General features: G+C 64.1%; 18 protein-coding genes. 10 read left to right on the top strand and 8 right to left on the bottom strand.

From position 1 onward, the window contains the following. Nucleotides 1–57: 57 nt before the first annotated feature. Nucleotides 58–645 carry a helix-turn-helix domain-containing protein gene (locus B215_RS0112335; protein ID WP_019369958.1) on the top strand — a complete coding sequence of 196 codons (588 nt, stop codon included), beginning with the start codon at nucleotides 58–60 and terminating at the stop codon, nucleotides 643–645. An 89-nt stretch (nucleotides 646–734) separates the two neighbouring features. On the opposite strand, the gene B215_RS0112330 is transcribed toward B215_RS0112335, so the two are convergent. After that, nucleotides 735–959, bottom strand: a complete 225-nt coding sequence (locus B215_RS0112330) for a hypothetical protein (protein ID WP_019369957.1) — start codon at nucleotides 957–959, stop codon at nucleotides 735–737. Between the two features lie 150 nt (nucleotides 960–1,109). After that, complete coding sequence (locus B215_RS0112325) at nucleotides 1,110–2,483, bottom strand: M20/M25/M40 family metallo-hydrolase (RefSeq protein ID WP_026009207.1); 1,374 nt, start codon at nucleotides 2,481–2,483, stop codon at nucleotides 1,110–1,112. 150 nt (nucleotides 2,484–2,633) lie between these two features. On the opposite strand from B215_RS0112325, the gene ettA reads away from it, so the two are divergent. Then, complete coding sequence (ettA, locus tag B215_RS0112320) at nucleotides 2,634–4,313, top strand: energy-dependent translational throttle protein EttA (RefSeq protein WP_026009206.1); 1,680 nt, start codon at nucleotides 2,634–2,636, stop codon at nucleotides 4,311–4,313. A 68-nt stretch (nucleotides 4,314–4,381) separates the two neighbouring features. Here ettA and B215_RS0112315 read toward each other — a convergent pair whose 3' ends face one another. The 4 genes from B215_RS0112315 to B215_RS0112300 all read right to left on the bottom strand — a co-directional run bounded on the left by B215_RS0112315 (nucleotide 4,382) and on the right by B215_RS0112300 (nucleotide 7,541). Next, on the bottom strand, nucleotides 4,382–4,612 hold the full coding sequence (locus B215_RS0112315) for a hypothetical protein (protein ID WP_019369954.1): 231 nt from the start codon (nucleotides 4,610–4,612) through the stop codon (nucleotides 4,382–4,384). Between the two features lie 49 nt (nucleotides 4,613–4,661). Continuing rightward, nucleotides 4,662–4,940 (bottom strand): acylphosphatase, encoded by a 279-nt coding sequence (locus B215_RS0112310; protein WP_019369953.1) that lies wholly within the window; start codon nucleotides 4,938–4,940, stop codon nucleotides 4,662–4,664. Nucleotides 4,941–5,055: 115 nt separating this feature from the next. Further along, nucleotides 5,056–5,535: a transcription elongation factor GreB gene (greB, locus tag B215_RS0112305; protein ID WP_019369952.1), complete on the bottom strand. Its 480-nt coding sequence runs from the start codon at nucleotides 5,533–5,535 to the stop codon at nucleotides 5,056–5,058. A gap of 14 nt (nucleotides 5,536–5,549) precedes the next feature. Further along, the gene (locus B215_RS0112300; protein WP_019369951.1) at nucleotides 5,550–7,541 is read right to left on the bottom strand and encodes a lytic transglycosylase domain-containing protein; all 1,992 of its coding nucleotides are present in this window, start codon (nucleotides 7,539–7,541) and stop codon (nucleotides 5,550–5,552) included. A gap of 71 nt (nucleotides 7,542–7,612) precedes the next feature. Here B215_RS0112300 and dapA point away from each other — a divergent pair, with 71 nt between their 5' ends. From dapA to B215_RS0112285, 3 genes are all read left to right on the top strand, one after another. Next, the gene (gene dapA, locus B215_RS0112295; RefSeq protein ID WP_019369950.1) at nucleotides 7,613–8,494 is read left to right on the top strand and encodes a 4-hydroxy-tetrahydrodipicolinate synthase; all 882 of its coding nucleotides are present in this window, start codon (nucleotides 7,613–7,615) and stop codon (nucleotides 8,492–8,494) included. 67 nt (nucleotides 8,495–8,561) lie between these two features. Beyond that, complete coding sequence (gene smpB / locus B215_RS0112290; RefSeq protein WP_026009205.1) at nucleotides 8,562–9,044, top strand: SsrA-binding protein SmpB; 483 nt, start codon at nucleotides 8,562–8,564, stop codon at nucleotides 9,042–9,044. 1 nt (nucleotide 9,045) lies between these two features. Further along, the gene (locus B215_RS0112285) at nucleotides 9,046–9,612 is read left to right on the top strand and encodes a DUF2062 domain-containing protein (protein WP_019369948.1); all 567 of its coding nucleotides are present in this window, start codon (nucleotides 9,046–9,048) and stop codon (nucleotides 9,610–9,612) included. On the opposite strand, the gene B215_RS0112280 is transcribed toward B215_RS0112285, so the two are convergent. Beyond that, nucleotides 9,609–10,961 (bottom strand): lipase family protein, encoded by a 1,353-nt coding sequence (locus tag B215_RS0112280; RefSeq protein WP_152997961.1) that lies wholly within the window; start codon nucleotides 10,959–10,961, stop codon nucleotides 9,609–9,611. The two genes, B215_RS0112285 and B215_RS0112280, sit on opposite strands and share 4 nt — an antisense overlap. A gap of 296 nt (nucleotides 10,962–11,257) precedes the next feature. Between B215_RS0112280 and B215_RS0112275 the strand changes: the two genes are divergently transcribed. The 4 genes from B215_RS0112275 (at nucleotide 11,258) to B215_RS0112260 (ending at nucleotide 18,911) form a co-directional block, all read left to right on the top strand. Then, nucleotides 11,258–13,309, top strand: coding sequence for a M13 family metallopeptidase (locus tag B215_RS0112275; RefSeq protein WP_026009204.1), 2,052 nt, complete (start codon nucleotides 11,258–11,260; stop codon nucleotides 13,307–13,309). Between the two features lie 83 nt (nucleotides 13,310–13,392). Further along, nucleotides 13,393–15,777 (top strand): hybrid sensor histidine kinase/response regulator, encoded by a 2,385-nt coding sequence (locus B215_RS0112270; RefSeq protein WP_019369945.1) that lies wholly within the window; start codon nucleotides 13,393–13,395, stop codon nucleotides 15,775–15,777. 39 nt (nucleotides 15,778–15,816) lie between these two features. After that, on the top strand, nucleotides 15,817–16,170 hold the full coding sequence (locus tag B215_RS0112265; protein WP_019369944.1) for a response regulator: 354 nt from the start codon (nucleotides 15,817–15,819) through the stop codon (nucleotides 16,168–16,170). Nucleotides 16,171–16,226: 56 nt separating this feature from the next. Continuing rightward, complete coding sequence (locus B215_RS0112260; protein WP_019369943.1) at nucleotides 16,227–18,911, top strand: valine--tRNA ligase; 2,685 nt, start codon at nucleotides 16,227–16,229, stop codon at nucleotides 18,909–18,911. Between the two features lie 111 nt (nucleotides 18,912–19,022). Here the strand turns inward: B215_RS0112260 and B215_RS0112255 are convergent, their stop codons facing one another. Then, nucleotides 19,023–19,913: a diacylglycerol/lipid kinase family protein gene (locus B215_RS0112255; RefSeq protein ID WP_019369942.1), complete on the bottom strand. Its 891-nt coding sequence runs from the start codon at nucleotides 19,911–19,913 to the stop codon at nucleotides 19,023–19,025. Nucleotides 19,914–20,027: 114 nt separating this feature from the next. Here B215_RS0112255 and B215_RS0112250 point away from each other — a divergent pair, with 114 nt between their 5' ends. Further along, the gene (locus B215_RS0112250; protein WP_019369941.1) at nucleotides 20,028–21,401 is read left to right on the top strand and encodes a cryptochrome/photolyase family protein; all 1,374 of its coding nucleotides are present in this window, start codon (nucleotides 20,028–20,030) and stop codon (nucleotides 21,399–21,401) included. The last annotated feature ends 15 nt before the right edge of the window (nucleotides 21,402–21,416 follow it).

Genomic DNA, 21,416 nt, shown 5'->3' with positions numbered 1-21,416 from the left:
ACATGGACAAAAGGGTATGCGATTGCGCGCTACCGTTACGATGCAGAAGGCCGAACGATGCCCCTTACGGATATGATCGCAGGCAGTGCTGTGGCTGCAGTGCTGAGCGACCCGAAGCTGCCGGACAATCCCATCATCGACTGCAACGACGCGTTCATTGCGTTGACCGGCTATCGTCGCGAAGAAATCATCGGCAGGAACTGCCGCTTCCTCTCAGGCGACAAGACTGAACCCTGGCTTAGCGATGCGCTGAGCGCCGGCGTTCGGGAAAAGCGGCCGGTGATGGTCGAGATCCTGAACTACAAGAAGAACGGCACGCCGTTTCGCAACGCCGTGCTAGTGGCGCCGATCTTCGGCGAGGATGGCGAACTGGAATATTTCCTCGGCTCGCAAATGGAGGTCGAGAGCCCCGCCGAGGGAACGGCGCATCGCGCCACGGTGGCACGGGACAAGATCGACGCCTTGTCCCCACGCCAGCGCGCCGTGCTGATCGCCATGGCCGCCGGCAAGCTGAACAAGCAGATTGCCTATGACCTTGGCCTGACAGAGCGGACCATCAAGATGCACCGCGCCGCGATGTTCCGGGCGCTGGGCGTCCGCACGGCGGCAGACGCCGTCCGCATGGCGATCGAAGCGGGCTATTAGGTTCCCCAGTTGGCGTGGCGGTACGAGAAAGGGCGCGTCCTCCGGGGAGAACGCGCCCTTCTCCGAGTACCCTGCGCGCTAACGCTGCGTCAGTTGCTATTTCCACCCATAGCGTCAGCGCCCGTGCTGTTGCTGGCATTGCCAATCATCGCCTCTGCCTCCGCATTGGCGGCATTGTCCGACCCATCCTGATAGATCATCGCGTTGGCTTCGGGCGAATAATTCGAGCTGTCCGCCACATTGCTCTCGCCGCCGCCGCACGCCGCCAGCGGCATGAGCGCGACTGCCGCTGCCATCAGGCGAAGCTTGGTCATCGGGGTGCTCCCATTCTACTCAATTCATTTCGCAGGCGACCCGATCGAGCGCCAAGCCCGATGCATGGGCCGGGCCACCCGGCCCGTCAATTGAAAATGTGTTCGGCCATCGCGGCTTGGCCATGATCTCGCCCCATTTTGGCGCGGCGATCAGTGGCCCGCTTTAACCGGACCGATGTCCTCGGGTGCGTTGGCAGCGATGGCGAGCATTGCAGCCCACGCTGCAACATTCTGACGCAGCTGCTCCGGGTCGATCTTGTCGAGCGTGTCGTCAGGTGTGTGGTGCAGGTCGAAATATCGGGTTCCCGATTGTGTCATGCCGATCGTGCCGACACCGCTGCGCAGGATCGGTTCCACATCCGTGCCGCCATGGGCAGTGTCGCGCCCGCGCTCGATGCCGATCGGATAAAGCGCGGTTTCGAGCCGGTCGGCGATACCCTTGGCGCTCTCGGGAAGGTTCGTCTCAAACTTCCACACGCGATCCGCGCCGAAGTCGGACTCCATCGCCAGCACGTGCCGTTCGCCAGCATGCGCCTTGGCGTAAGCTTCGCCGCCGAACCCGCCGACTTCCTCCGCGCCAAACCAGACGACGCGAATCGTGCGGCGGGGCTGGCCGAGCTTGGCGGCGTGGAGCGCGGCGGCCGTGGTGATCGCCACGCCTGCGCCGTCGTCGATCGCGCCGGTTCCGAGATCCCAGCTGTCGAGATGGCCGCCGACGACGATGATACCGGCCGCGGGATCGCTGCCGGGAATGTCGGCGATGACGTTGCCCGACTCCGCCTCGCCCTTGAACTGCGGCGTGACCGACAGGCGCAGCCTCACCGGGCCGCGCTTGACCAGCCGCACGAGCTGCTCGGCATCCGGCAGCGAAAGCGCGGCGGCCCCGATCGGCGGGACGTCCTTGCCCCACGTGGTGACGCCGGTGTGCGGATTGCGGTGGTGGTCGGTGCCGATCGATCGGATCAGCACGGCCGCCGCCCCCTTGCTTGCCGCGATGCTGGGCCCGGCGCGACGGACCGCGCCATAATAGCCGTATTGCGAGCCGTCCTGGGTTGGCACCATCGCATGATCGATAAAGGCGATCTTGCCCTTCAGGCTGCCCGCCGGCGCCGCCTGGAGATCGGCGACCGAAGCGAAATAGACGACTTCGGCCTCAAGCGGCTGAGCGCCGGTGGAACCGGAATAGCCGAGCGCCGTGATCGCCAGCTTCTGGGCCGAAGCGCCGAGGACTTCCGCCGTTTCCACGCCTCGCACCCACACCGGCATACGGTACGTCTCGACGTGCACGTTCTTGAAGCCTAGCGCGGTGAGCTTCTGCAGGGCCCACGTTCGGGCGCGCGCTTCTGCTTCCGTGGCGGCGAGGCGCTGGCCGACTTCGGTGGTAAGGCCTTCGACAACATCCCAGGCAATGTCGTCCTTCATCGCAGCATTGCGCACGCTCGCCACCTGGGCGGCGGTCTGGGCCAAGGCGGGGAGGGGCAGGGCGAGCGCGGCAGCGGCCGCGAGCAGCAAGCGATTGGTCATGCTGCAGATGCTAACCAGCGCGAGGCCGATTGCAATGGGATTGCAGCGCCGCCCCGCGACCATCGCGTCGCGTTGCCAACGCTCCGTCGGATCGCTACATGCCCCGGGTCTTTCCAGCATCCAGAATTCTCGCAACGGAGATACGCCACCGTGGCAGCGCAATACGCCTTCGTCATGAAGGACATGACCAAAACCTTCCCCGGCGCCCCCAAGCCGGTGCTCAACAACATCAACCTGCAATTCTATCAGGGCGCCAAGATCGGCATCGTCGGTCCGAACGGCGCGGGTAAGTCGACGCTCATGAAGATCATGGCGGGCATCGACAAGGATTTCGCCGGCGAGGCATGGCCGGGCGAGAACATCACCGTCGGCTATCTGCCGCAGGAGCCGCAGCTCGATCCCAGCAAGAACGTGCTCGAGAACGTCAAGGACGGCGCGCGCGAAGTGGCGGACATGGTCGATCGTTTCAACGCCATTTCGGCCGAGATGGGCGATCCCAAGGACGACACCGATTTCGACGCGCTGATGGAGGAGATGGGCGATCTCCAGGCCAAGATCGACGCGGTCGACGGCTGGACGCTCGACAACCAGCTCGAAGTCGCGATGGAAGCGCTGCGCTGCCCGCCGTCGGACTGGCCGGTCGAGAATCTGTCGGGCGGTGAAAAGCGCCGCATCGCGCTGACCCGCCTGCTGATCCAGAAGCCGTCGATCCTGCTGCTTGACGAGCCGACCAACCACCTCGACGCCGAAAGCGTCAACTGGCTGGAGAACCACCTCAAGGAATATGCTGGCGCGGTGCTGATGATCACCCACGATCGCTACTTCCTCGACAATGTCGTGGACTGGATCCTCGAGATCGATCGCGGCAAGTATTTCCCGTACGAAGGCAACTACTCGACCTATCTCGAGAAGAAGGCCAAGCGCCTCGAGCAGGAAGACCGCGAGGCCACCGGCCGCCAGAAGGCGATCAAGGACGAGCTCGAATGGATCCGGCAGGGCGCCAAAGCCCGCCAGACCAAGTCGAAGGCGCGTATCGCCAAGTTCGAGCAACTGGTCGCCAGCCAGGAAAACCGCACGCCGGGCAAGGCCCAGATCGTCATTCAGGTGCCCGAGCGCCTGGGCGGCAAGGTGATCGAGGCCAAGAACATCTCCAAGGCGTACGGCGACAAGCTGCTGTTCGAGAACCTCTCGTTCATGCTGCCGCCGGGCGGCATCGTCGGCGTGATCGGGCCGAACGGCGCCGGCAAGTCGACGCTGTTCAAGATCATCACCGGCCAGGAAACCCCCGACTCGGGCGATATCGAGATCGGCTCGACCGTGCGCCTCGGCTATGTCGACCAGAGCCGCGATCACCTCGACGACAGCAAGAACGTCTGGGAGGAAATCTCTGACGGGCTCGACTATATGAAAATCAACGGCCACGACCAGTCGACGCGTGCCTATGTCGGCGCGTTCAACTTCAAGGGCCAGGATCAGCAGAAGAACGTCGGCAAGCTGTCGGGCGGTGAGCGCAACCGCGTCAATATCGCCAAGATGCTGAAGCGCGGCGGCAACGTGCTGCTGCTCGACGAACCGACCAACGACCTCGACGTGGAAACGCTGGGTGCGCTGGAAGAGGCGATCGAGAATTTCGCGGGCTGCGCCGTGGTGATCAGCCACGATCGCTTCTTCCTCGATCGTCTCGCCACCCACATCCTCGCCTTCGAGGGCAACAGCCATGTCGAATGGTTCGAGGGCAATTTCGAAGCCTATGAGGAAGACAAGCGCCGCCGTCTGGGCGACGCCGCCGATCGTCCCACCGCGCTGGCCTACAAGAAGCTGACGCGCTGAGCCGCTTCAGCCGCCTCGCCTAACGAAAAGGGCCTCTTCGCTGGTGCGAAGAGGCCCTTTTTTGTGGATCAGTCGCGGGGGCGATCGCGTGGCCGGCTCTGATCATGGTCGATCGCGTCCTGCTTGCGCACGCGCTGGCTGCCGTTCGGCGCATCTACTGAGTCCAGCTCGGCATTGCTGGCGACGTCACGCCCGAGATTGCCGCCGCTAGCGCCGGAGAAGGATGGCGCTTCGGTCGCATTTTCAAGGAGATCACGATCGTCATGATCGCGGGCGGTTTCAGTGCGGGGATTTTCCATTGGCGTTCTCCTGCGCCATCAACCGGTCGTCAGCCGCTCCCGTTCCCGATCAGGCGGTGAAGCGTTTGGTGAAGCCCTTGTGCTGCTTTTCTTCGGGCACCACCTCGCTGTCGACATGCTCGACGCGCGCAAGCGGCGGTCCTTCGCGGCACGTTTCCAGCAACAGGCTCAGCGCGGCCTCTTCCCCGGCAGCGAGGATCTCGACGCGACCGTCCTTCAGATTGCGGACCCATCCGGTCAACCCGCTGCGCTGTGCGGTCCGCACCACCCAGTCGCGATAGCCGACCCCCTGTACCCGTCCCGAAACAAGAATTCGCTGCTGCGCCATACGCTCCCTTTACACGCACCCGGCGATCGGGGCTCGCTCCATCTGTAGCAGTCCGGGACAAATCGGAAGCGGGGCGTACGCACGGTCCGCCGCAACTACGGCAGCCCCCGGCGCGTCATGGGTAGGTGATGGCGATCACTTCATATTCGCGTTCGCCTGCCGGCAGTTGCACGCGGCGCAGATCGCCGATGCGGGCACCGCGCAGCGCGCGGGCGAGGGGAGCATTCCACCCGATCAAGCCCTTGCCGGCATCGGCCTCGTCATCGCCGACCAGGGTAAGGGTGCGGTGATGGTCGTCTTCGTCGGCGATCGTCACACAGGCGCCGAAGAACACGCCGCTACGATCTTCCTGGCGGCTGGGATCGACGACCTTGGCCGCCTTCATGCGCTTCGCCAGAAAGCCCAGCCGCCGATCGATCTCCCGCAGACGCTTGCGGCCATAGATATAGTCGCCATTCTCCGAACGATCGCCATTGCCTGCTGCCCAGGCGATGGTGTCGACGAGCTTCGGGCGTTCCTCTCCGAAGAGCTGGTCATATTCGGCCTTGAGTGCCGCATAGCCTGCAGGCGTGATGTAGTTCGGGCGATCGTTCATCGCCGCCCGCGCTATCAGCCCGGGCGGTTCTTGCCCAGATACCAGCTGAGATTGGCGACGCCCTGGCTCCGTGCATAGGAGGGGTGCATCAGATCGTAGACCACGGCATTTTCGAGCACGCGTTGGACATAGTTCTTCGTCTCGAAGATCGGGATCTCCTCGATCCACCGCACCACGTCGCCGCCGGGCAGCCGCGGGTCGCCATAGGCGGCGATCCACTTGTTCACATTGCCGGGTCCAGCATTATAGGCTGCCACCGCGAGCGGATAGCTGCCGCCGTAATAGCGAAGCATCCGCTGGAAATAGCTGGAGCCGAGCTGGATGTTGTAGTCAGTATCGGCGTTGAGCGCACCGGCATCATAGCCCAGGCCGAGCTTGCCTGCCGTTTCGCGCGCGGTGCCCGGCATTAACTGCATCAAGCCGCGCGCGCCGGCTCGGCTCACGGCGTCGCGATTAAACTGGCTTTCCTGGCGGGCAATGGCGTGGATGATCGTCCAATAGTCGCGCTGCCCCTCCGGCACTTTCACGGAAGGATAGCCGGCAGCGCTATAGTCTGAGAGGCCGTTCTGAAGGGCACTGCGGCCGACCATCACGCCCAGATCGGGTCGTCCCAGCGTGCGGCTGAGATCGGCCGCAAGCAGATGATCGTCTTCGGTCGTCGCATCCTCGGCGATCTTGCGGAGGAACAGGCTTTGATCGGTTCGGTTGCCCATCGCCCCCAGCAATTGGGCCGCGCGGACGATCTCGCGTCGATAAAAGGCCTCCCGAGCGGCGGGCGTGGCGGTCTTGCCGCTCAGGTCGCGTGGGCCGCGCAGCGCCTGGCCCATGCGTTCGACGGCGAGCTGGCCATAAAAGAGATCGGGGAAGCCGGCGGCGCGCGCGTAGAACGACTTCGCCAGCGCCTGATTGCCCGTCGCTTCCGCCGCACGACCAGCCCAGTACATGCCTTTGGACTGAGTCTGCGGCGTCTTCGATCCGCGGCCATAGCGATCGAACATGCCGATCGCGTCACTGGCACGGCCCAGATTGTAGAGTGCCAAGGTGCCGGCAAGCCAGGTCAGGCTGGTATAATCGTCGCGCACGCCCAGCGACAGGTCGCTGACGTCGGTGCCGCGGGGCAGCGCATCGTCCACTTGCGAGGCTATGCGAAAGGCAAGGTCATATTGCCCGTCCATCGCCGCTCCGCGCGCGGCCGACAGCAGCACCTCGTAGAACTTCTCGGCATCGCCGGGATAGCCGGACATGCGCCGGGGCTGGGCGAGATAGGCGCGCATCGCGGGCGACTGGCCGGTCTCGCGCAGCCAGCGGGCACGGTCTGCGATATAGCCGGGATCGCTCTGTCCGCGAGAGTCGACAAGCGCCGTCTTGGTCGCGACGTCGGCGCTGTTGGTCCGAAAGGCGATACGCGCCTCGAACACCGCGCGCCGATCGGGGGAAGTATAGGGCAACTGCCGGGTGGCGATGCTCGTCGACCCCTGCCACAGCAGCATATCTTCGCGGGCATCGTGATCGGTGGGGCGCAGTGCCGCGCCGAAGCCTGCCAGCAGGCGGCTCTCGTCGCTCACGCGCAGGATCCCCGCGCGCCACGCTCGGCGGGCCTGGTCCTCGGCTTCGGCGCGGCGGCCGGTGGCGGCGAGTGCTTCGGCATAGCGCAGCCTGCCGGCCGGCGTGATCGGCGGCAACCGGGTGAAGAACCGGACGGCGAGATCGGGCGTACTCGCTCCGCTGTCCAAGATCGTCTCGGCGGCGGCGCGGCGCCCCTTTTCGCCGGGCCATCCGGGATGCGCCAGCAGGAAATTGGCATAGTCCGAGAACGGGAAATTATCCGACTGTTGCAGCCGCTGCCATTCTACCAGCGCCGTACCCACCGGATCATATTGGGCCTGAGCCTCGGGCATGAGCCCGCCTGTCAGCGCCGCCAGCATCGCAGGCGACACCTGCGAGGAGGCGGCCAGTCCCGAAATCCCGGCGAACAACAACGCGCCTTTGATTACCGTGCCGACCATGCTGGACATGATAGGACATCGCACCGTATCTGCCACCCTGTTTCGATAGAAAAAGAGGATGATTTCGCGCGATGTTTTCAGGATCGATCCCTGCGCTGGTGACGCCGTTCCGAAACGGCGCGTTTGCGGAGGAGGATTTCCGCGCGCTCGTCGAATGGCAGATCACCGAGGGTTCCGCCGCTTTGGTACCGTGCGGCACGACCGGCGAAGCGGCGACCATGCCCAAGGACGAGCATTTTCACATCGTGCGGGTCTGCGCCGATCAGGCTAAAGGCCGGGTGAAGATCCTGGCTGGCGCGGGTTCGAACGACACCCGGGTCGCGATTGAGAATGTTCACGCTGCGGCCGATGCTGGCGCCGATGCAGCGCTGATGGTGCCGCCTTATTACAATCGCCCCAGCCAGGAGGGCATTTTCCGCCACTTCGCCGCCGTAGCGGAAGCGACGGATCTGCCGATCGTGCTGTACAATGTGCCGGGCCGCACCGTCACCGATATCCAGCCCGCCACCATGGCGCGGATCGTCGAGGCGTATCCGGAGCGGTTTGTAGGCGTGAAGGACGCAACGGGCAATCTCAGCCGCGTGTCCGAGCAGCGGGCCGGCTGCGGTGCGGGCTTCGTGCAGCTTTCGGGCAATGACGAAACCGCGCTCGCCTTCAACGCAATGGGCGGAACGGGGTGCGTATCCGTCACCGCCAATGTCGCGCCCAAGCTGTGCGCGGCATTCCAGGCTGCCTGGGCGGCGGGGGACACCGCCAAGGCGCTGGAACTACACGATCGCCTTTATCCGCTGCACATCGCGATGTTCACCGATGCGTCTCCGGGGCCTGTGAAATATGCCATGGGCCGGGTGCGCCCGGGCTTCCCGCAGGAACTGCGCCTGCCGATGACCGAAGCCGGGGAGGCGAGCCGCACGGCCGTGGATGCGGCGCTGGAATTCGCCGGGCTGGGCTGACGATCGGATCGGGGCGCCAACAAACGGCTGGCGCTCCGGCCTCGGCGCCCCTACATCGCACGGCCTTATGGCCCGTCCGCGTCCCACACCCTTCGAGAAAGTGAAGACCGTCGCCGAGAACCGGCGCGCGCGTTTCGATTACTTCATCGAGCAGACCTACGAAGCCGGCCTGGTGTTAACCGGGACCGAGGTGAAATCGCTGCGTTCCGGTGAGGGTTCGATCGCGGAAGCCTATGCCGAGATCAAGAACGAAGCGGTATGGCTGGTGAACGCCAACATCCCCGAATTCAGCCACGGCAACCGCTTCAATCACGAGCCTAAGCGCCCGCGTAAATTGCTCCTCAATGCACGCGAGATAAACAAGCTGCATGGGGCCGTAGCGCGCGAGGGCATGACGCTCGTGCCGCTTTCGGTCTACTTCAACGGCAAGGGCCGGGCGAAGGTGGAGCTGGCGCTGGCGAAGGGCAAGAAGACGCATGACAAGCGCGAGACGATCAAGGAGCGCGACTGGAAACGCGAGCAATCGCGCCTCCTCCGGGACCGCGGCTGACATGTCGCGCCGCCGCTTGCGCCGTGTCGTGGACAAGGCGATGCCGAGCCGCGATTCGATCGAGAATAATCGCTGGCTGCGTCCGGTGGCGAGCCGGGTTATGCACTCGGCCTTGTGGCGGTTCACGCGCCGTTCGGTGCCGCGAGGCGTCGCGTTGGGGATGCTGACCGGCATCTTGGTCCCTATGGGGCAAATCCCCGCATCGGCGGTGCTTGCCCTGCCGCTTCGCGCAAATATTCCGGCAGCGGCGGCGACCACGTTCTTCACCAACCCCTTCACCACGCCGCCCTTGTGGGTCGCGGCTTACTGGCTCGGAAGCTGGATGCTGGGGCCGGGCGGCGCCAAGGACATGGCGGCGGCCGCACCCGGATGGATCGACTGGCTTCTGCACGATGCAGGGCCCGCGACCGCCACCGGCCTTGTGACGATCGCCGTGGCGCTAGCGATGCTTGGCTATTTTGCCAGTGCGCTTCTCTGGCGACTTTGGATCGCCGGGAAATGGCGCCGCCGGCGGGTGGCGCGGGAAGCCGCCAAACAGGCTGACGGCGTTCCCGCGCGCCGGGTTTAGGCTGTTTCCTGGGACGCGAGCGCCTTGGCAGTCGTGACGATAGGGTAGGGCAGCGTGCTCGTCGTGATCCCAAAAAAAGGAAAATACTGCCAGACGTGAATCGTGCCGAGCACTTGCTTGAACGCGTCCAGCGTCGTGACATTGCCTGTTGGGAGCGTGTAGGTCGCGAACGCGGTTCCGTTCCAATAGGTAATCGGAGACGTGTCGCTCAGCCAGGTAAGCGCGCCAAGCGTCGCGGCACCCGCTCCAGCCCCGTTCGTGCTGGCCTTGGTCGCCACCGCATAGATTTCGGTGGCGAGCTTGTTGAGCGAGTTCGGCACGTTTGCCAGCGTCACCGTCAGCGTCTGGAGCGTGGTGGTGCCTTGGAACAGCTTTTCCTGATAGTCGTAGAAATACACAGGGCTTTGTGGGACTTGGGTCTTGGCGTAGATGTTGGTCCAGGCATGCGGCACCACGTCGCGGCTGTTCGCGATCGGCACGTTCAGCGACGTCACCTGATTGCCGCTGGCAGTATTCTGCACCGGCGTTGCCGGGAACTGCTTGTTCCACATCGCGGCGAAAGCAGCGTTGCCCGGAGTAGGGCCAGCAGTCGGCATCGCATAGACGCCGCCGCCTTTTGCGGTCCATCCCCAGTTTTTGATCATCGACAGCAGCTGAAGGGGCAGCGTGGCTGAGAGCGCTCCGCCCAGGCTGTGGCCGACGAAGATAATCTTGGCGGTGGATTTGACCGGCACCAAGCCGCTCAGATAGCTGACAAGCGATGCGGTGTTGCCATCCTGGTCGATCATGTTTTGCAGCAGATTATACACGCCCAGCGCGGTCCCCAGCGTAATCTGCGCGGTGCCGGCATTGGCCGCGCCGCCCGTCGGCGCCGCGGAGAAGTTGGTGATGGGAAAGTTGACCATCGCGTTTGGGCCGACCTTCAGATCTTCGAACAGCCAGTCATAGGGGCTGTTCGGATCTGTCCCGGCGATCGCGACGACATAGGTGTCCTGCGATGGGCTGTAGAGGACGGCCATCGCATTGTCCGGATAGCCGCTCGTCGACGGGCGGAATATCGCAGGGCCCCAGCCGATCTGCCAGTCACTCCCGATCAGCTGGGACCCTTGCTGCTGGATCAGGCCGTTGATCGTGTAGCTATTCTTCCCTGCGCTCCATGTGCCGCCAGTGCCGAGCACTTTATCGAGAAACTGCGCTAGTTGTGCCGATGTCCCCTGCACCGCGGAGGCGGCATTGACGAAGAAAGAGAACATAAAGGCAGTCTGTGTAAGATCATATTGTGCCGGCATGATATCCTCTCTTTCTCGTTTTTCATGGGATGCAAGCAGAGTATGCAACGTGCAGAGCATATTTATGAAGAATTAAACTCATCCAATGTTGCTGGTTTACACAAGATAACTTTTTTTTGCGCATGCGAAGGGTTCGGGGATATGAGATAATTCAAATATCTGTCGCGGCACTTCGTGCAATGAACCCGGAGAGTTGCATTCATATCGGAGGCGATCGGTGGGAGTATCTTATTATCTTTCGCCTCTGGGTTGCATTTCCAGCAAGCGCAGCGGGCAACCGGTGCCCGCCTCAGGCCATTGACGGTGCGTATTGATCAACTCATACAGTGAAATATTCTTTCGCACGAGGTTCCAGGATGCGTCTCACTCTCCTCCTTGCCACCACCGTTCTTGCCGCTCCCGTTTTGCTCGCCGCCGCCGCGCAGGGACAGAGCAGCGAACCGCAGACGACATCACCCGCGAAGGCGGAAAAGCCGGCTATCGGTACCTATGGTTTCGACACCGGCGGCATGGATCGGTCGGTGCAGCCTGGCGATGATTTCTACGCCTATGCCAATGGCAACTGGGCGAAGAACACGCCAATCCCTGCCGACAAATCCAATTATGGCGCGTTCAATGTGCTGGCCGATCTGTCGCGGCAACGCACCCAAGGCATCCTCGAAGAAGCGAAACGCGACCCGAAATCAAAAATCGGCATCGCTTATGGCACCTATCTCGATACCGCGAGCATCGAAGCGAAGGGGCTGGCCCCCATTAGGTCGTGGATCGAGCAGATCAAGGCAGTGCAATCGTCTTCGGCTCTTCCTGCGCTGTATGCACAGGCCTCGCGCAGCGGTGTGCAGGTTCCCTTCGCCACCTATGTCGGGCAGGATGACAAGGAGCCCGAAGTCTACGCGCTCAGCATGTATCAGAGCGGACTCGGCATGCCGGATCGGGACTATTATCTGTCGTCCGACGCCAAGCTCGCGGAGACGCGCGCGGCCTATGTCCAGCACCTTACCAAGTTGCTGACGCTGGCCGGCGAGCCGAACGCGGCGTCGCGTGCTGCCGCGATCGTTGCGTTCGAGACCGAAGTGGCGCGGGTCAGCTGGACGCGAGCGGACAGCCGTGACGCCAACAAGACCTATAACAAGCGGGCGCTGGCGCAGCTTGCCCAAGAAGCTCCCGGCTTCGACTTCTCCACCTATTTCAAGGGCGTTGGCGCGCCGGTGGATAGCGTGATCGTCGCTCAACCGAGCGCCGTTGCCGGCATCGCAAAGCTGATCCAGGCCACTCCCATCGGGGTGCTACGCGATCAACTGATCGTGCGTTCGCTGTCCGCCTTTTCGGATGTGCTGCCGAGCGCGGTCGACAAGGAGGTTTTCGCGTTCAACGGGACGATCCTTTCCGGCACGCCGGAGCAGGAAGTGCGCTGGAAGCGCGCAGTCGATTTCACCACCAATGCGCTGTCGGATGAAGTCAGCAAACTCTATGTCGCGCGCTACTTCCCGCCTGCGACCAAGGCGGCCGCGGACACGCTCGTGAAGAACGTGATCGCCGCGATGGATGCGCGGATCGACCAGCTCGACTGGATGGCGCCCGAGACCAAGGTGAAAGCGCATGAGAAGCTGGCCGCCTTCACCCCGAAGATCGGCTATCCCGATCGCTGGCGGGATTATTCCGAGCTGCGGATCGTGGCTGGCGATGCGTTCGGCAATGCGCTGCGGGCAAACCAGTGGCAGCATGATGAGAATGTCAGCCACCTAGGCAAGCCGCTGCAGCGCTGGGAATGGGGCATGACGCCGATGGAAGTGAACGCCTATGCCAATTTCGGCATGGTCGAAATCGTGTTTCCCGCCGCCATCTTGCAGCCGCCTTTCTTCGATCCCAATGCCGATCCGGCGGTGAACTATGGGGGCATCGGCGCGGTCATCGGCCATGAACTGAGCCACCATTTCGACGACCAGGGCGCAAAGTATAACAAAGAAGGGCGGCTGACCGACTGGTGGACGCCGGCCGACGTGGCAGCGTTCAAGGCACGGACGGACGCTCTGGCGGCGCAATATGATGCCTATATGCCGCTGCCCGGCATGCACGTGAATGGTCGCCTTACGCTCGGCGAAAACACCGCGGATCTGGCTGGCCTGTCGGTAGCGCACGATGCCTATGTCAAGTCGCTGGGCGGCAAGCCGGCGCCGGTGATCGGCGGTACGACGGGCGATCAGCGCTTCTACCTCGGATGGGCCCAGGTTTGGCGTCGCAACTATCGCGAGGCCAACCTTCGGCAGCGGTTGCTCACCGATCCGCACTCTCCGTCTGAACAGCGCGCCTGGGTCGTGCGCAACCTCGATCCTTGGTACGGCGCCTTTAAGCCCGGCAATACCGACAAGCTGTTCCTCGCGCCCGAAAAGCGGGTCCGGATCTGGTAAGTCGGCAGCTTCCCGCGCGCCTTCGCGCGCGGGAAGTCGTTTGCGCGCTTGACGGTCGCCCCACAACGGCACATCGGTGGCGGATGGCCGGTCTGCCAGCTGTCGAAATTCCGAAGCCTTCGCTGCTGCTGCCGCTCGCGGTAGCGGTTTTCACTGGCATTGCGACGGGCGGGTTGATCCTTCTGACGATCGGCGATCGGACGATCGCGATCGGCTTCGTGGCGGCCGCGTTGTTGGCAACCGGTGTGTTGGTCGGCGTGGCTCGGCTGTTTCGCTCCCCGCTTCATGTCGAGCGTCACACCGATTGGGCGATCGCCCATGCGCTCGCCTCGGCCAGCGACGATGCGCTGGCGGTCACGGATCGCAGTGGAAGGTTGGTCTGCGCCAACCCACGATACGAGGCGCTGTTCGGCGGTTGGCCGACGCCGCCCAGCCTACCCATTGGCGAGGCTGGTGCGCAGGCGCTGGGTGCCTGCGCCCGCGCCGCCTGGCGGGACGGCGAGGCACGATGCGACGACGTTCACATCTTTGGGGCAAGAGTGGCCGTGCGGGTGGCGCGGGTGGGCGACGACTCGCTTGTTTGGCGGTTCATCGGCGTTAACGCCCTCGACTTGGCCGTCCAGATCCAGGGGCTGATTGCTGGCCCCACCGGCGACCGTTTGGGGGGGGCAGGGGTGATGGTGGTGCTGGTCGCACCAGACGGCCAAGTTCGCTCGGCCAATCGCGTGTTTCGGCAGCGGGCGCTTGGCGATGCGGACGCTGTGGCCGAGGGTCTGGATTTCGCGCAGCTGCTCAGCACCGATGTGCGGGGGCAGATTTGGTTCGAACGCGAGGGGCGGGAAGCGACGCCGCTGCGGCTCCTTCAGATTCCGTTTCTTGAGGGAGAAGACGCGCCGCTGCTGGTGGCTCTGCTCGACGAAGAGCCCCTAGCGATGGGCGGGGCTGGCGGCAGCAGCTCCACAGACGTCCGTTCGCTGATCGCCCTTTTGCCGACGGGGCTCGCACTCGTCGATCGCGATGGTCGGTTCGTAACCATGAACGAAGCTTTCATGCGTTCTGCCCGCGTGCAGGGCGGTACCCCGCCGCTCTACCCCGGCGACCTCGTCATTCGGGAGGATAAGGCCGCACTCGCCGACGCAGTGCGGCGTTTTGCCGGAGGCGCCCCCAAGTCGCTGGAGATTACGGTTCGGCTGAAGGACACTGCGGAAGATCCCGTTGCCATTACAATCGCCGGCGCGCGGGGGCTAGGGGACGCAGCGGTGCTACTCAGCCTGCGGGATATGGGCGAGGAAGGCAAGCTGAAGCGCCAGGTGGCGCAGGCGACGAAGATGCAGGCTGTCGGCCAGCTCGCCGGTGGCGTGGCTCATGACTTCAATAATATCCTCACGGCCATTATCGGGCATTGTGACCTGATGCTAATGCGGCACTCGCCCGGCGATAGCGACTATGACGATATTCAGCAGATTCGCGCCAATTCGAATCGGGCCGCCAGCCTGACGCGGCAGCTGCTCGCATTTTCGCGACAGCAGACGCTGCGGCCCCAGGTGCTGCAACTGCCGGACATCATTTCGGAAGTCTCGAATCTGCTCAAGCGCCTGCTCGGCGAAACCGTTACGCTGGACGTCAAACACGGCCGCAACCTGGGGCCGGTGCGTGCAGATCCTGGTCAGCTGGAACAAGTTGTCGTCAACTTGGCCGTCAACGCCCGCGATTCGATGCTGAGCAAGAATCCCAGCGGTGGCGGATCGCTGACGATCGAGACGCTGTCGGTCTCGTCGGCCGATGTGCGGCGCATGGACGACGATGTCCTGCCGGTAGGCGACTATACCGCCCTGCGTATCTCCGATACCGGCACGGGCATTCCGCCGGAGATCCTGCCGAAGATCTGGGAGCCGTTCTTCACAACCAAGGAAGTCGGCAAGGGAACGGGTCTGGGGCTTTCGACGGTGTACGGCATCATCAAACAGTCCGGCGGCTATATCTTCGCGGAGAACACGCCGCTGGGCGGGGCGCAGTTCACCATTTACTTGCCAGTCCACGCAACACCGGAAGCGGCGGTGGCGAAGCTGCCCGTCGTCAAGGAGCGGCCCGCCGACCTGTGGGGTTCCGGCACGATCCTGGTGGTGGAGGACGAAGACATGGTGCGGGCGATCGCCGAACGCGCGCTAACCCGCCAGGGCTATACGGTGGTAACGGCCGAAAATGGCGAAGTGGCGCTCGAAACGATCGCGTCGATGGAGAAGCCTGATCTGTTGCTTTCCGACGTGGTGATGCCGGTGATGGACGGGCCCAGCATGGCCCGCAAGGTTCGGGAGCGCTGGCCGGACCTGCCCATTCTGTTCATGTCGGGATATGCAGAGGAACAATTGCGACGATCGATCGATCTCGACAATGTTGCCTTTCTCCCGAAACCCTTTTCGGTACAGCAACTTGCAGAGGCGGTGCGGGACATCGTAGCGCCAGAATAAGTGCTTGGCATGCAACAGTTTTCCTGCGAAGGGGGTAATATGCAGGGTCCGCGTAACATTCTGATCGTCGAAGACGAGCCTTTGATCGCCATGATGTTGGAGGATTTCCTCGACGCACTCGATCGCGTGCCGGCAGGAACCGCCGACAACGTCGCAGAGGCGCTGGACCGGATCGGTGCCGGCGGCATCGATGCGGCGATCCTTGATGTAAACCTGCGCGGCGGCGAACAAAGCTGGCCCATTGCGGACAAGCTTGCCGAACTCGGCATTCCCTTCGTGCTCGCAACTGGCGGTGCGGACGACAGCATCGCCGTTCCGCATCGGGACCGGCCAGTGCTTTCCAAGCCCTTCACTCTGGACCGGGTCGACAAGGTGCTCAGCAGCCTGAGCTGAGCACCGTCGCTTAGGGTTGTGCGCAGGGCAGGGGCGACGCTAAAGCCTCTGTCATCATGACCGAACTCCCCAAGACCTTCGACCCCGCCGACATCGAATCCCGCTGGTACACCCATTGGGAAGACGAAGGCTTGTTCCGCCCCGAGCGCACTGGCGCCGAGCCCTGGACGATCGTCAACCCGCCGCCCAATGTGACGGGCAGCCTGCATATCGGCCACGCGCTCGACAACACGCTGCAGGACATCCTCGTCCGCCACGCGCGGCTGAAGGGCAAGGACGCGCGCTGGGTGGTCGGCACCGACCATGCCGGCATCGCCACGCAGATGGTGGTCGAGCGCCAGCTCAACGCTGCGGGGCAGAAGCGTACCGACTTCACCCGCGAGGCGTTCGTCGACAAGGTGTGGAAGTGGAAGGCGGAGAGCGGCGGCCAGATCACCCGCCAGCTGCGCCGTCTCGGCTGTTCGATGGACTGGGCGAACGAGCGCTTCACCATGGACGAGGGCTTCTCCAAGGCCGTCCTCAAGGTGTTCGTCGAACTGCACCGCCAGGGGCTGCTCTATCGCGACAAGCGGCTGGTGAACTGGGATCCGGGCCTTGGCACCGCGATCTCGGACCTCGAGGTCGAGACCAAGGAAGTCCGCGGCAATTTCTGGCACCTGCGCTATCCGCTGGCGGACGGATCGGGCTTCATCCAGGTCGCGACGACGCGGCCCGAGACGATGCTCGCCGACATGGCCGTCGCCGTGCATCCCGAGGACGCGCGCTACAAGGCCCTGATCGGCAAGCAGGTCAAGCTGCCGATCACCGGCCGCCTGATCCCGATCGTCGGCGACGAGCATGCCGATCCGGAACTCGGTTCGGGCGCGGTGAAGATCACGCCGGGCCATGATTTCAACGACTTCGAAGTGGGTGTCCGCGCCGGGATCAAGGCCGGCGAGATGCTCAACATGCTCGATGCCAAGGCGGCGATCTGCCAGACGCAGGATGGGCTGGTTCCCGCCGAGCTGATCGGGCTCGATCGCTTCGAGGCGCGCAAGGCGATCGTCGCGCGGCTGAAGGACGAGGGCTTCCTCGTGCCCTTTGTCGACAAGGAAGGCGTCGAGCACGACGCCGAACCGCGCACGATCCAGACCCCATATGGCGACCGATCGGGCCAGGTGATCGAGCCGTGGCTGACCGACCAATGGTATGTCGACGCCGCGACGCTCGCCAAGCCGGCGATCGAGGCGGTCCGCTCGGGCGCGACGAAGATCGTGCCGAAGAGCTGGGAAAAGACCTATTTCAACTGGATGGAGAACATCCAGCCCTGGTGCGTCAGCCGCCAGCTCTGGTGGGGGCATCGCATCCCGGCCTGGTTCGATGCCGACGGCAAGGCCTATGTCGCCGAGACCGAGGAAGAGGCGCAGGCGCAGGCCGGCGAGGGCGTTGCGCTTACTCGTGATCCGGACGTGCTCGATACCTGGTTCTCCTCGGCGCTGTGGCCGTTCGCGACGCTCGGCTGGCCGGAGAACAGCGACCCGACGCTCGGCGGCCGCTACTCGAACGACGTGCTGATTTCCGGCTTCGACATCCTGTTCTTCTGGGATGCGAGGATGATGATGCAGGGCTTGCACTTCATGAAAGAGGTGCCGTTCAAGACCTTATATCTCCACGGTCTTGTCCGTGCGGCGGACGGCCAGAAGATGTCCAAGTCCAAGGGCAACACGGTCGACCCGCTGGGGATGATCGACAAGTACGGCGCCGATGCGCTGCGCTTCTTCATGGCGGCGATGGAGAGCCAGGGCCGCGACATTAAGATGGATGAGAAGCGGCTCGAGGGCTATCGCAACTTCGCGACCAAGCTGTGGAATGCTGCGCGCTTCTGCCAAGCGAACGGCATTTCCGCCAGCAAGCATCTTGAGGCGCCGACTGCGGAACTGGCGGTAAACCGCTGGATCATCGCGGAAACCATCGCGACGGTGCAGGCGCTGGATCTGGCGCTGGCCGACCTGCGCTTCGACGAGGCGGCGAACAGCATCTACCAGTTCGTCTGGAGCCGCTTCTGTGACTGGTATCTCGAGCTCATCAAGCCGGTGCTGCAGGGCGAGGGCGTTGCCGCGGCGGACGCGGAGGAGACCCGCGCGGTCGCAGGCTGGGCGCTCGACCAGATCCTCGTCATGCTCCACCCGTTCATGCCCTTCATCACCGAAGAGCTGTGGTCGAAGATGGGCCCACGCGAGCATGACCTGATCGTGGCCAAGTGGCCGATGGCGGATGCGCGGGCGCTCGATCCGTCCGCGGCGCAGGAGATAGACTGGCTGATCCGGTTGGTGAGCGAGATCCGTGCGGCGCGGACCGAGCTCAACGTGCCACCGGGCGCGCGGCTGGCGCTGCACGTCCGGGACGCCTCCGCCGACACGGCGGCGCGTTTGATCGGACAAGAGGCGGCGTTGGCGCGGCTGGCCCGCGTCGATCAGGCTCAAGGCGATGCGCCTGCGGGCGGCGCGCTTCAGGTCGTTCTCGACGAGGCGACGTTCGTACTGCCGCTCGGCGATGTGGTGGATCTGGACGCCGAGCGCGCCCGACTGACCAAGGCAATCTCCGCCGCCGAGAAGGAGCGCGACAGCCTCGCAGGCCGGCTTGGCAACCCCAGCTTCGTCGAGCGGGCCAAGCCCGAGGCGGTCGAGAAGGCGCGGGCGGATCATGCCGAAAAGGCGGCCGAGGCCGAGCGGCTGTCGGCGGCGTTGGCGCGGCTGGGGTAGGGCCATCGGCCACCCTCACCTTTCCCACCGCCTTTGGCGGCAGGCCTCTTCCTTTTCGACATGAGAGGGGGCATCGCGCCGGCGATGGGAGTGAGGGTGGCTCGTATTTAGCTACTTCGCTCCCACTGCCACGGGCACCATCACATCAATGACCGCCGGCGCCACCTTCGCCGTCACCGGTGTCTTGGCGAGCACCTCGCCGTCGATCGAAATCGGCAGCACCGGCTCGGTCGCCACCCGAAGCGCCTTGCCGCGGAAGGTGATCGTATCCTCCTTGCGGGCATCCAGCCGCAGAACAGAGGCTGCCCAGTTGCGCACCAGACGCGACTTTACGTGGCCTTTGACGACCTGGACGACGATCTCGCCGGAGGCCACGCCGGCCTCGTCAACCAGTTCGGTGCCGCCATGGAATGGGCCGTTGGAGATTCTTACCTCCACCGCGCGCATCCGCTCCGCCTCCTTGCCTTCGCCGACGATGACGGTGAAGGGCTTGAACTTCAGAAACTGGATCGCTGCCCAGCTGAGATAGCCCATGCGGCCAAACCAGCGCTTGGCGTTGTGCGGCACGGTTTCCGCGATCTGCGGCGAAAGCCCGATCGCGGCGGTGCTGGCGAAATAATCGTCATCGACCATGCCGAGATCGATCCGCTTCGGCTGTCCGGCAAGGATCGCGTCGACGGCGCCATCAACGTCGAGCGGGATACCCAGCGAGCGGGCGAAGCTGTTGGCGGTGCCCAGCGGCAAAACGCCCAGCGTCACGCCCTTGCCGACCAGGCGATCAACAAGACCGCTGATCGTGCCGTCGCCACCGCCGAGGATCACCATTTCCGGGTTCTTCGCAAGCGCTGCGTCGAGCGTCGCCTCCAGCTGGCTGGGGTCGTCCACCGCATGCGCGTCGACAGGCATGTCCTGATCGTGAAAACGGGCGCAGGCACGATCGAACCAGTCACGGCCATGGCGGGATTTGGTGTTGACGACCATCGCCGCCGATTGAAATGCCATGGGAAACCCTCGATTGATGACGGCAGCGTAACGCCCGCGCGGGCGGATAAGGTCCGTCGCCCCCTGTTCCAGCGGACAGGTCGCCACCCGTCCGCCTTGCGCGTTTGTGGGCGCATGACCGCACCCGTTCTTCTATGGTTCCGCCGCGATCTCCGTCTTGCCGATCAGCCCGCGCTCGTCGCCGCGATAGAGGCAGGCCCAGTAATCCCGGTTTATGTGCTAGACGATGAAAGTGCGAAGCATCGCGCAATGGGCGGGGCCTCGCGCTGGTGGCTGCACCATAGCCTGGTCTCATTGGACAATTCGCTACGCGAGAAAGGCTCGCGGCTGATCCTCCGCCGAGGCAGCAGCGACGAGCAACTTGGCCGCCTTGCCGAGGAGACCGGCGCGACCACCGTCCATTGCATCCGGCATTACGAGCCATGGTGGCGCAATGCCGAGCGGGCCGTCGCCAAGCGGCTGACGCTCTGTTGCCATGATGGCAACTATCTGCTTCCGCCGGGTGCGGTCACCACGGGTGCGGGCAAGCCCTACAAGATCTTCACGCCATTCTGGCGGGCGCTGCGCGAACGCCTGCCGCCGGCCGAGCCGTTGCACGTACCACATCGGATACCGGCACCCGGAAAATGGCCGGGAAGCGATCGACTCGAGGATTGGCGCTTGCTTCCCACCGCGCCTGACTGGGCGACCGGACTCCGGGAGGAGTGGGAACCCGGTGAAGCGGGAGCGCGCAAACGTCTCCAACACTTCCGCCGGCATGCCGCGCGCTATGACGATACCCGTAACCTGCCCTCCATCGAGGGGAGCTCGCGCCTTTCCCCCCATCTCCACTTCGGTGAGGTTTCGCCGACGCAGGTGTGGCACGCGCTGGAGAATACGGGCGGACAGGTGGAGGAATATCTGCGTGAGCTGGGCTGGCGCGACTTCGCCCAGAACCTGATCTGCCAATATCCGGATTATGCCGCCAAGAACGGCCGCCCGTCCTTCGATGCCTTAGATTGGCGGAGCGGCGCGGAGGCGCACGCCGATCTACGCGCCTGGCAGCGGGGGCAGACCGGCTATCCCATCGTCGACGCCGGCATGCGCCAGCTCTGGACGAGCGGCTGGATGCACAATCGGGTTCGGATGATCGCCGCAAGCTTCCTGATCAAGCATCTGCTGATCGACTGGCGCGAGGGCGAGCGCTGGTTCTGGGACACGCTGGTCGATGCCGATTACGGCAACAACGCGGTGAATTGGCAATGGATCTCCGGCTCGGGCATCGATTCCAGCCAATGGAGCCGGGTGATGGCGCCGCTCGCCCAGTCCGAAAAATTCGATGCTGCGGGCTATATCCGCAAATGGGTACCCGAGCTTGCCAAGCTGCCAGATGCGGCGATCCACGATCCGGAGGCGGCGGGCTGTCGCCCGCCCGGCTATCCTCGTAAGCGGATCAGCCATCCCGATGCTCGCGAACGGGCACTGGCCGCGGGGCGCGCAATCCGCTGAGGGCTTGCTCCGCAC

The sequence above is a fragment of the Sphingomonas sp. ATCC 31555 genome, assembly GCF_000282895.1.
In the GTDB taxonomy this organism is placed as follows: Bacteria; Pseudomonadota; Alphaproteobacteria; order Sphingomonadales; family Sphingomonadaceae; genus Sphingomonas.
Note: the sequence above shows the minus strand (reverse complement) of the source record. Positions and strands in the feature narration are given on the sequence as shown.

Bases quoted from the DNA above. Each gene is read 5' to 3' on its own strand.
- B215_RS0112315 (WP_019369954.1), bottom strand. From the start codon at position 4,612: ATGGAAAATCCCCGCACTGAAACCGCCCGCGATCATGACGATCGTGAT.
- greB (WP_019369952.1), bottom strand. From the start codon at position 5,535: ATGAACGATCGCCCGAACTACATCACGCCTGCAGGCTATGCGGCACTC.
- B215_RS0112255 (WP_019369942.1), bottom strand. From the start codon at position 19,913: ATGGCATTTCAATCGGCGGCGATGGTCGTCAACACCAAATCCCGCCAT.
- B215_RS0112330 (WP_019369957.1), bottom strand. From the start codon at position 959: ATGACCAAGCTTCGCCTGATGGCAGCGGCAGTCGCGCTCATGCCGCTG.
- smpB (WP_026009205.1), top strand. From the start codon at position 8,562: ATGGCCCGTCCGCGTCCCACACCCTTCGAGAAAGTGAAGACCGTCGCC.
- B215_RS0112275 (WP_026009204.1), top strand. From the start codon at position 11,258: ATGCGTCTCACTCTCCTCCTTGCCACCACCGTTCTTGCCGCTCCCGTT.
- B215_RS0112265 (WP_019369944.1), top strand. From the start codon at position 15,817: ATGCAGGGTCCGCGTAACATTCTGATCGTCGAAGACGAGCCTTTGATC.
- B215_RS0112335 (WP_019369958.1), top strand. From the start codon at position 58: ATGCCCCTTACGGATATGATCGCAGGCAGTGCTGTGGCTGCAGTGCTG.
- B215_RS0112260 (WP_019369943.1), top strand. From the start codon at position 16,227: ATGACCGAACTCCCCAAGACCTTCGACCCCGCCGACATCGAATCCCGC.
- B215_RS0112325 (WP_026009207.1), bottom strand. From the start codon at position 2,483: ATGACCAATCGCTTGCTGCTCGCGGCCGCTGCCGCGCTCGCCCTGCCC.
- B215_RS0112285 (WP_019369948.1), top strand. From the start codon at position 9,046: ATGTCGCGCCGCCGCTTGCGCCGTGTCGTGGACAAGGCGATGCCGAGC.
- B215_RS0112310 (WP_019369953.1), bottom strand. From the start codon at position 4,940: ATGGCGCAGCAGCGAATTCTTGTTTCGGGACGGGTACAGGGGGTCGGC.
- dapA (WP_019369950.1), top strand. From the start codon at position 7,613: ATGTTTTCAGGATCGATCCCTGCGCTGGTGACGCCGTTCCGAAACGGC.
- B215_RS0112270 (WP_019369945.1), top strand. From the start codon at position 13,393: ATGGCCGGTCTGCCAGCTGTCGAAATTCCGAAGCCTTCGCTGCTGCTG.
- B215_RS0112280 (WP_152997961.1), bottom strand. From the start codon at position 10,961: ATGCTCTGCACGTTGCATACTCTGCTTGCATCCCATGAAAAACGAGAA.
- B215_RS0112250 (WP_019369941.1), top strand. From the start codon at position 20,028: ATGACCGCACCCGTTCTTCTATGGTTCCGCCGCGATCTCCGTCTTGCC.
- B215_RS0112300 (WP_019369951.1), bottom strand. From the start codon at position 7,541: ATGGTCGGCACGGTAATCAAAGGCGCGTTGTTGTTCGCCGGGATTTCG.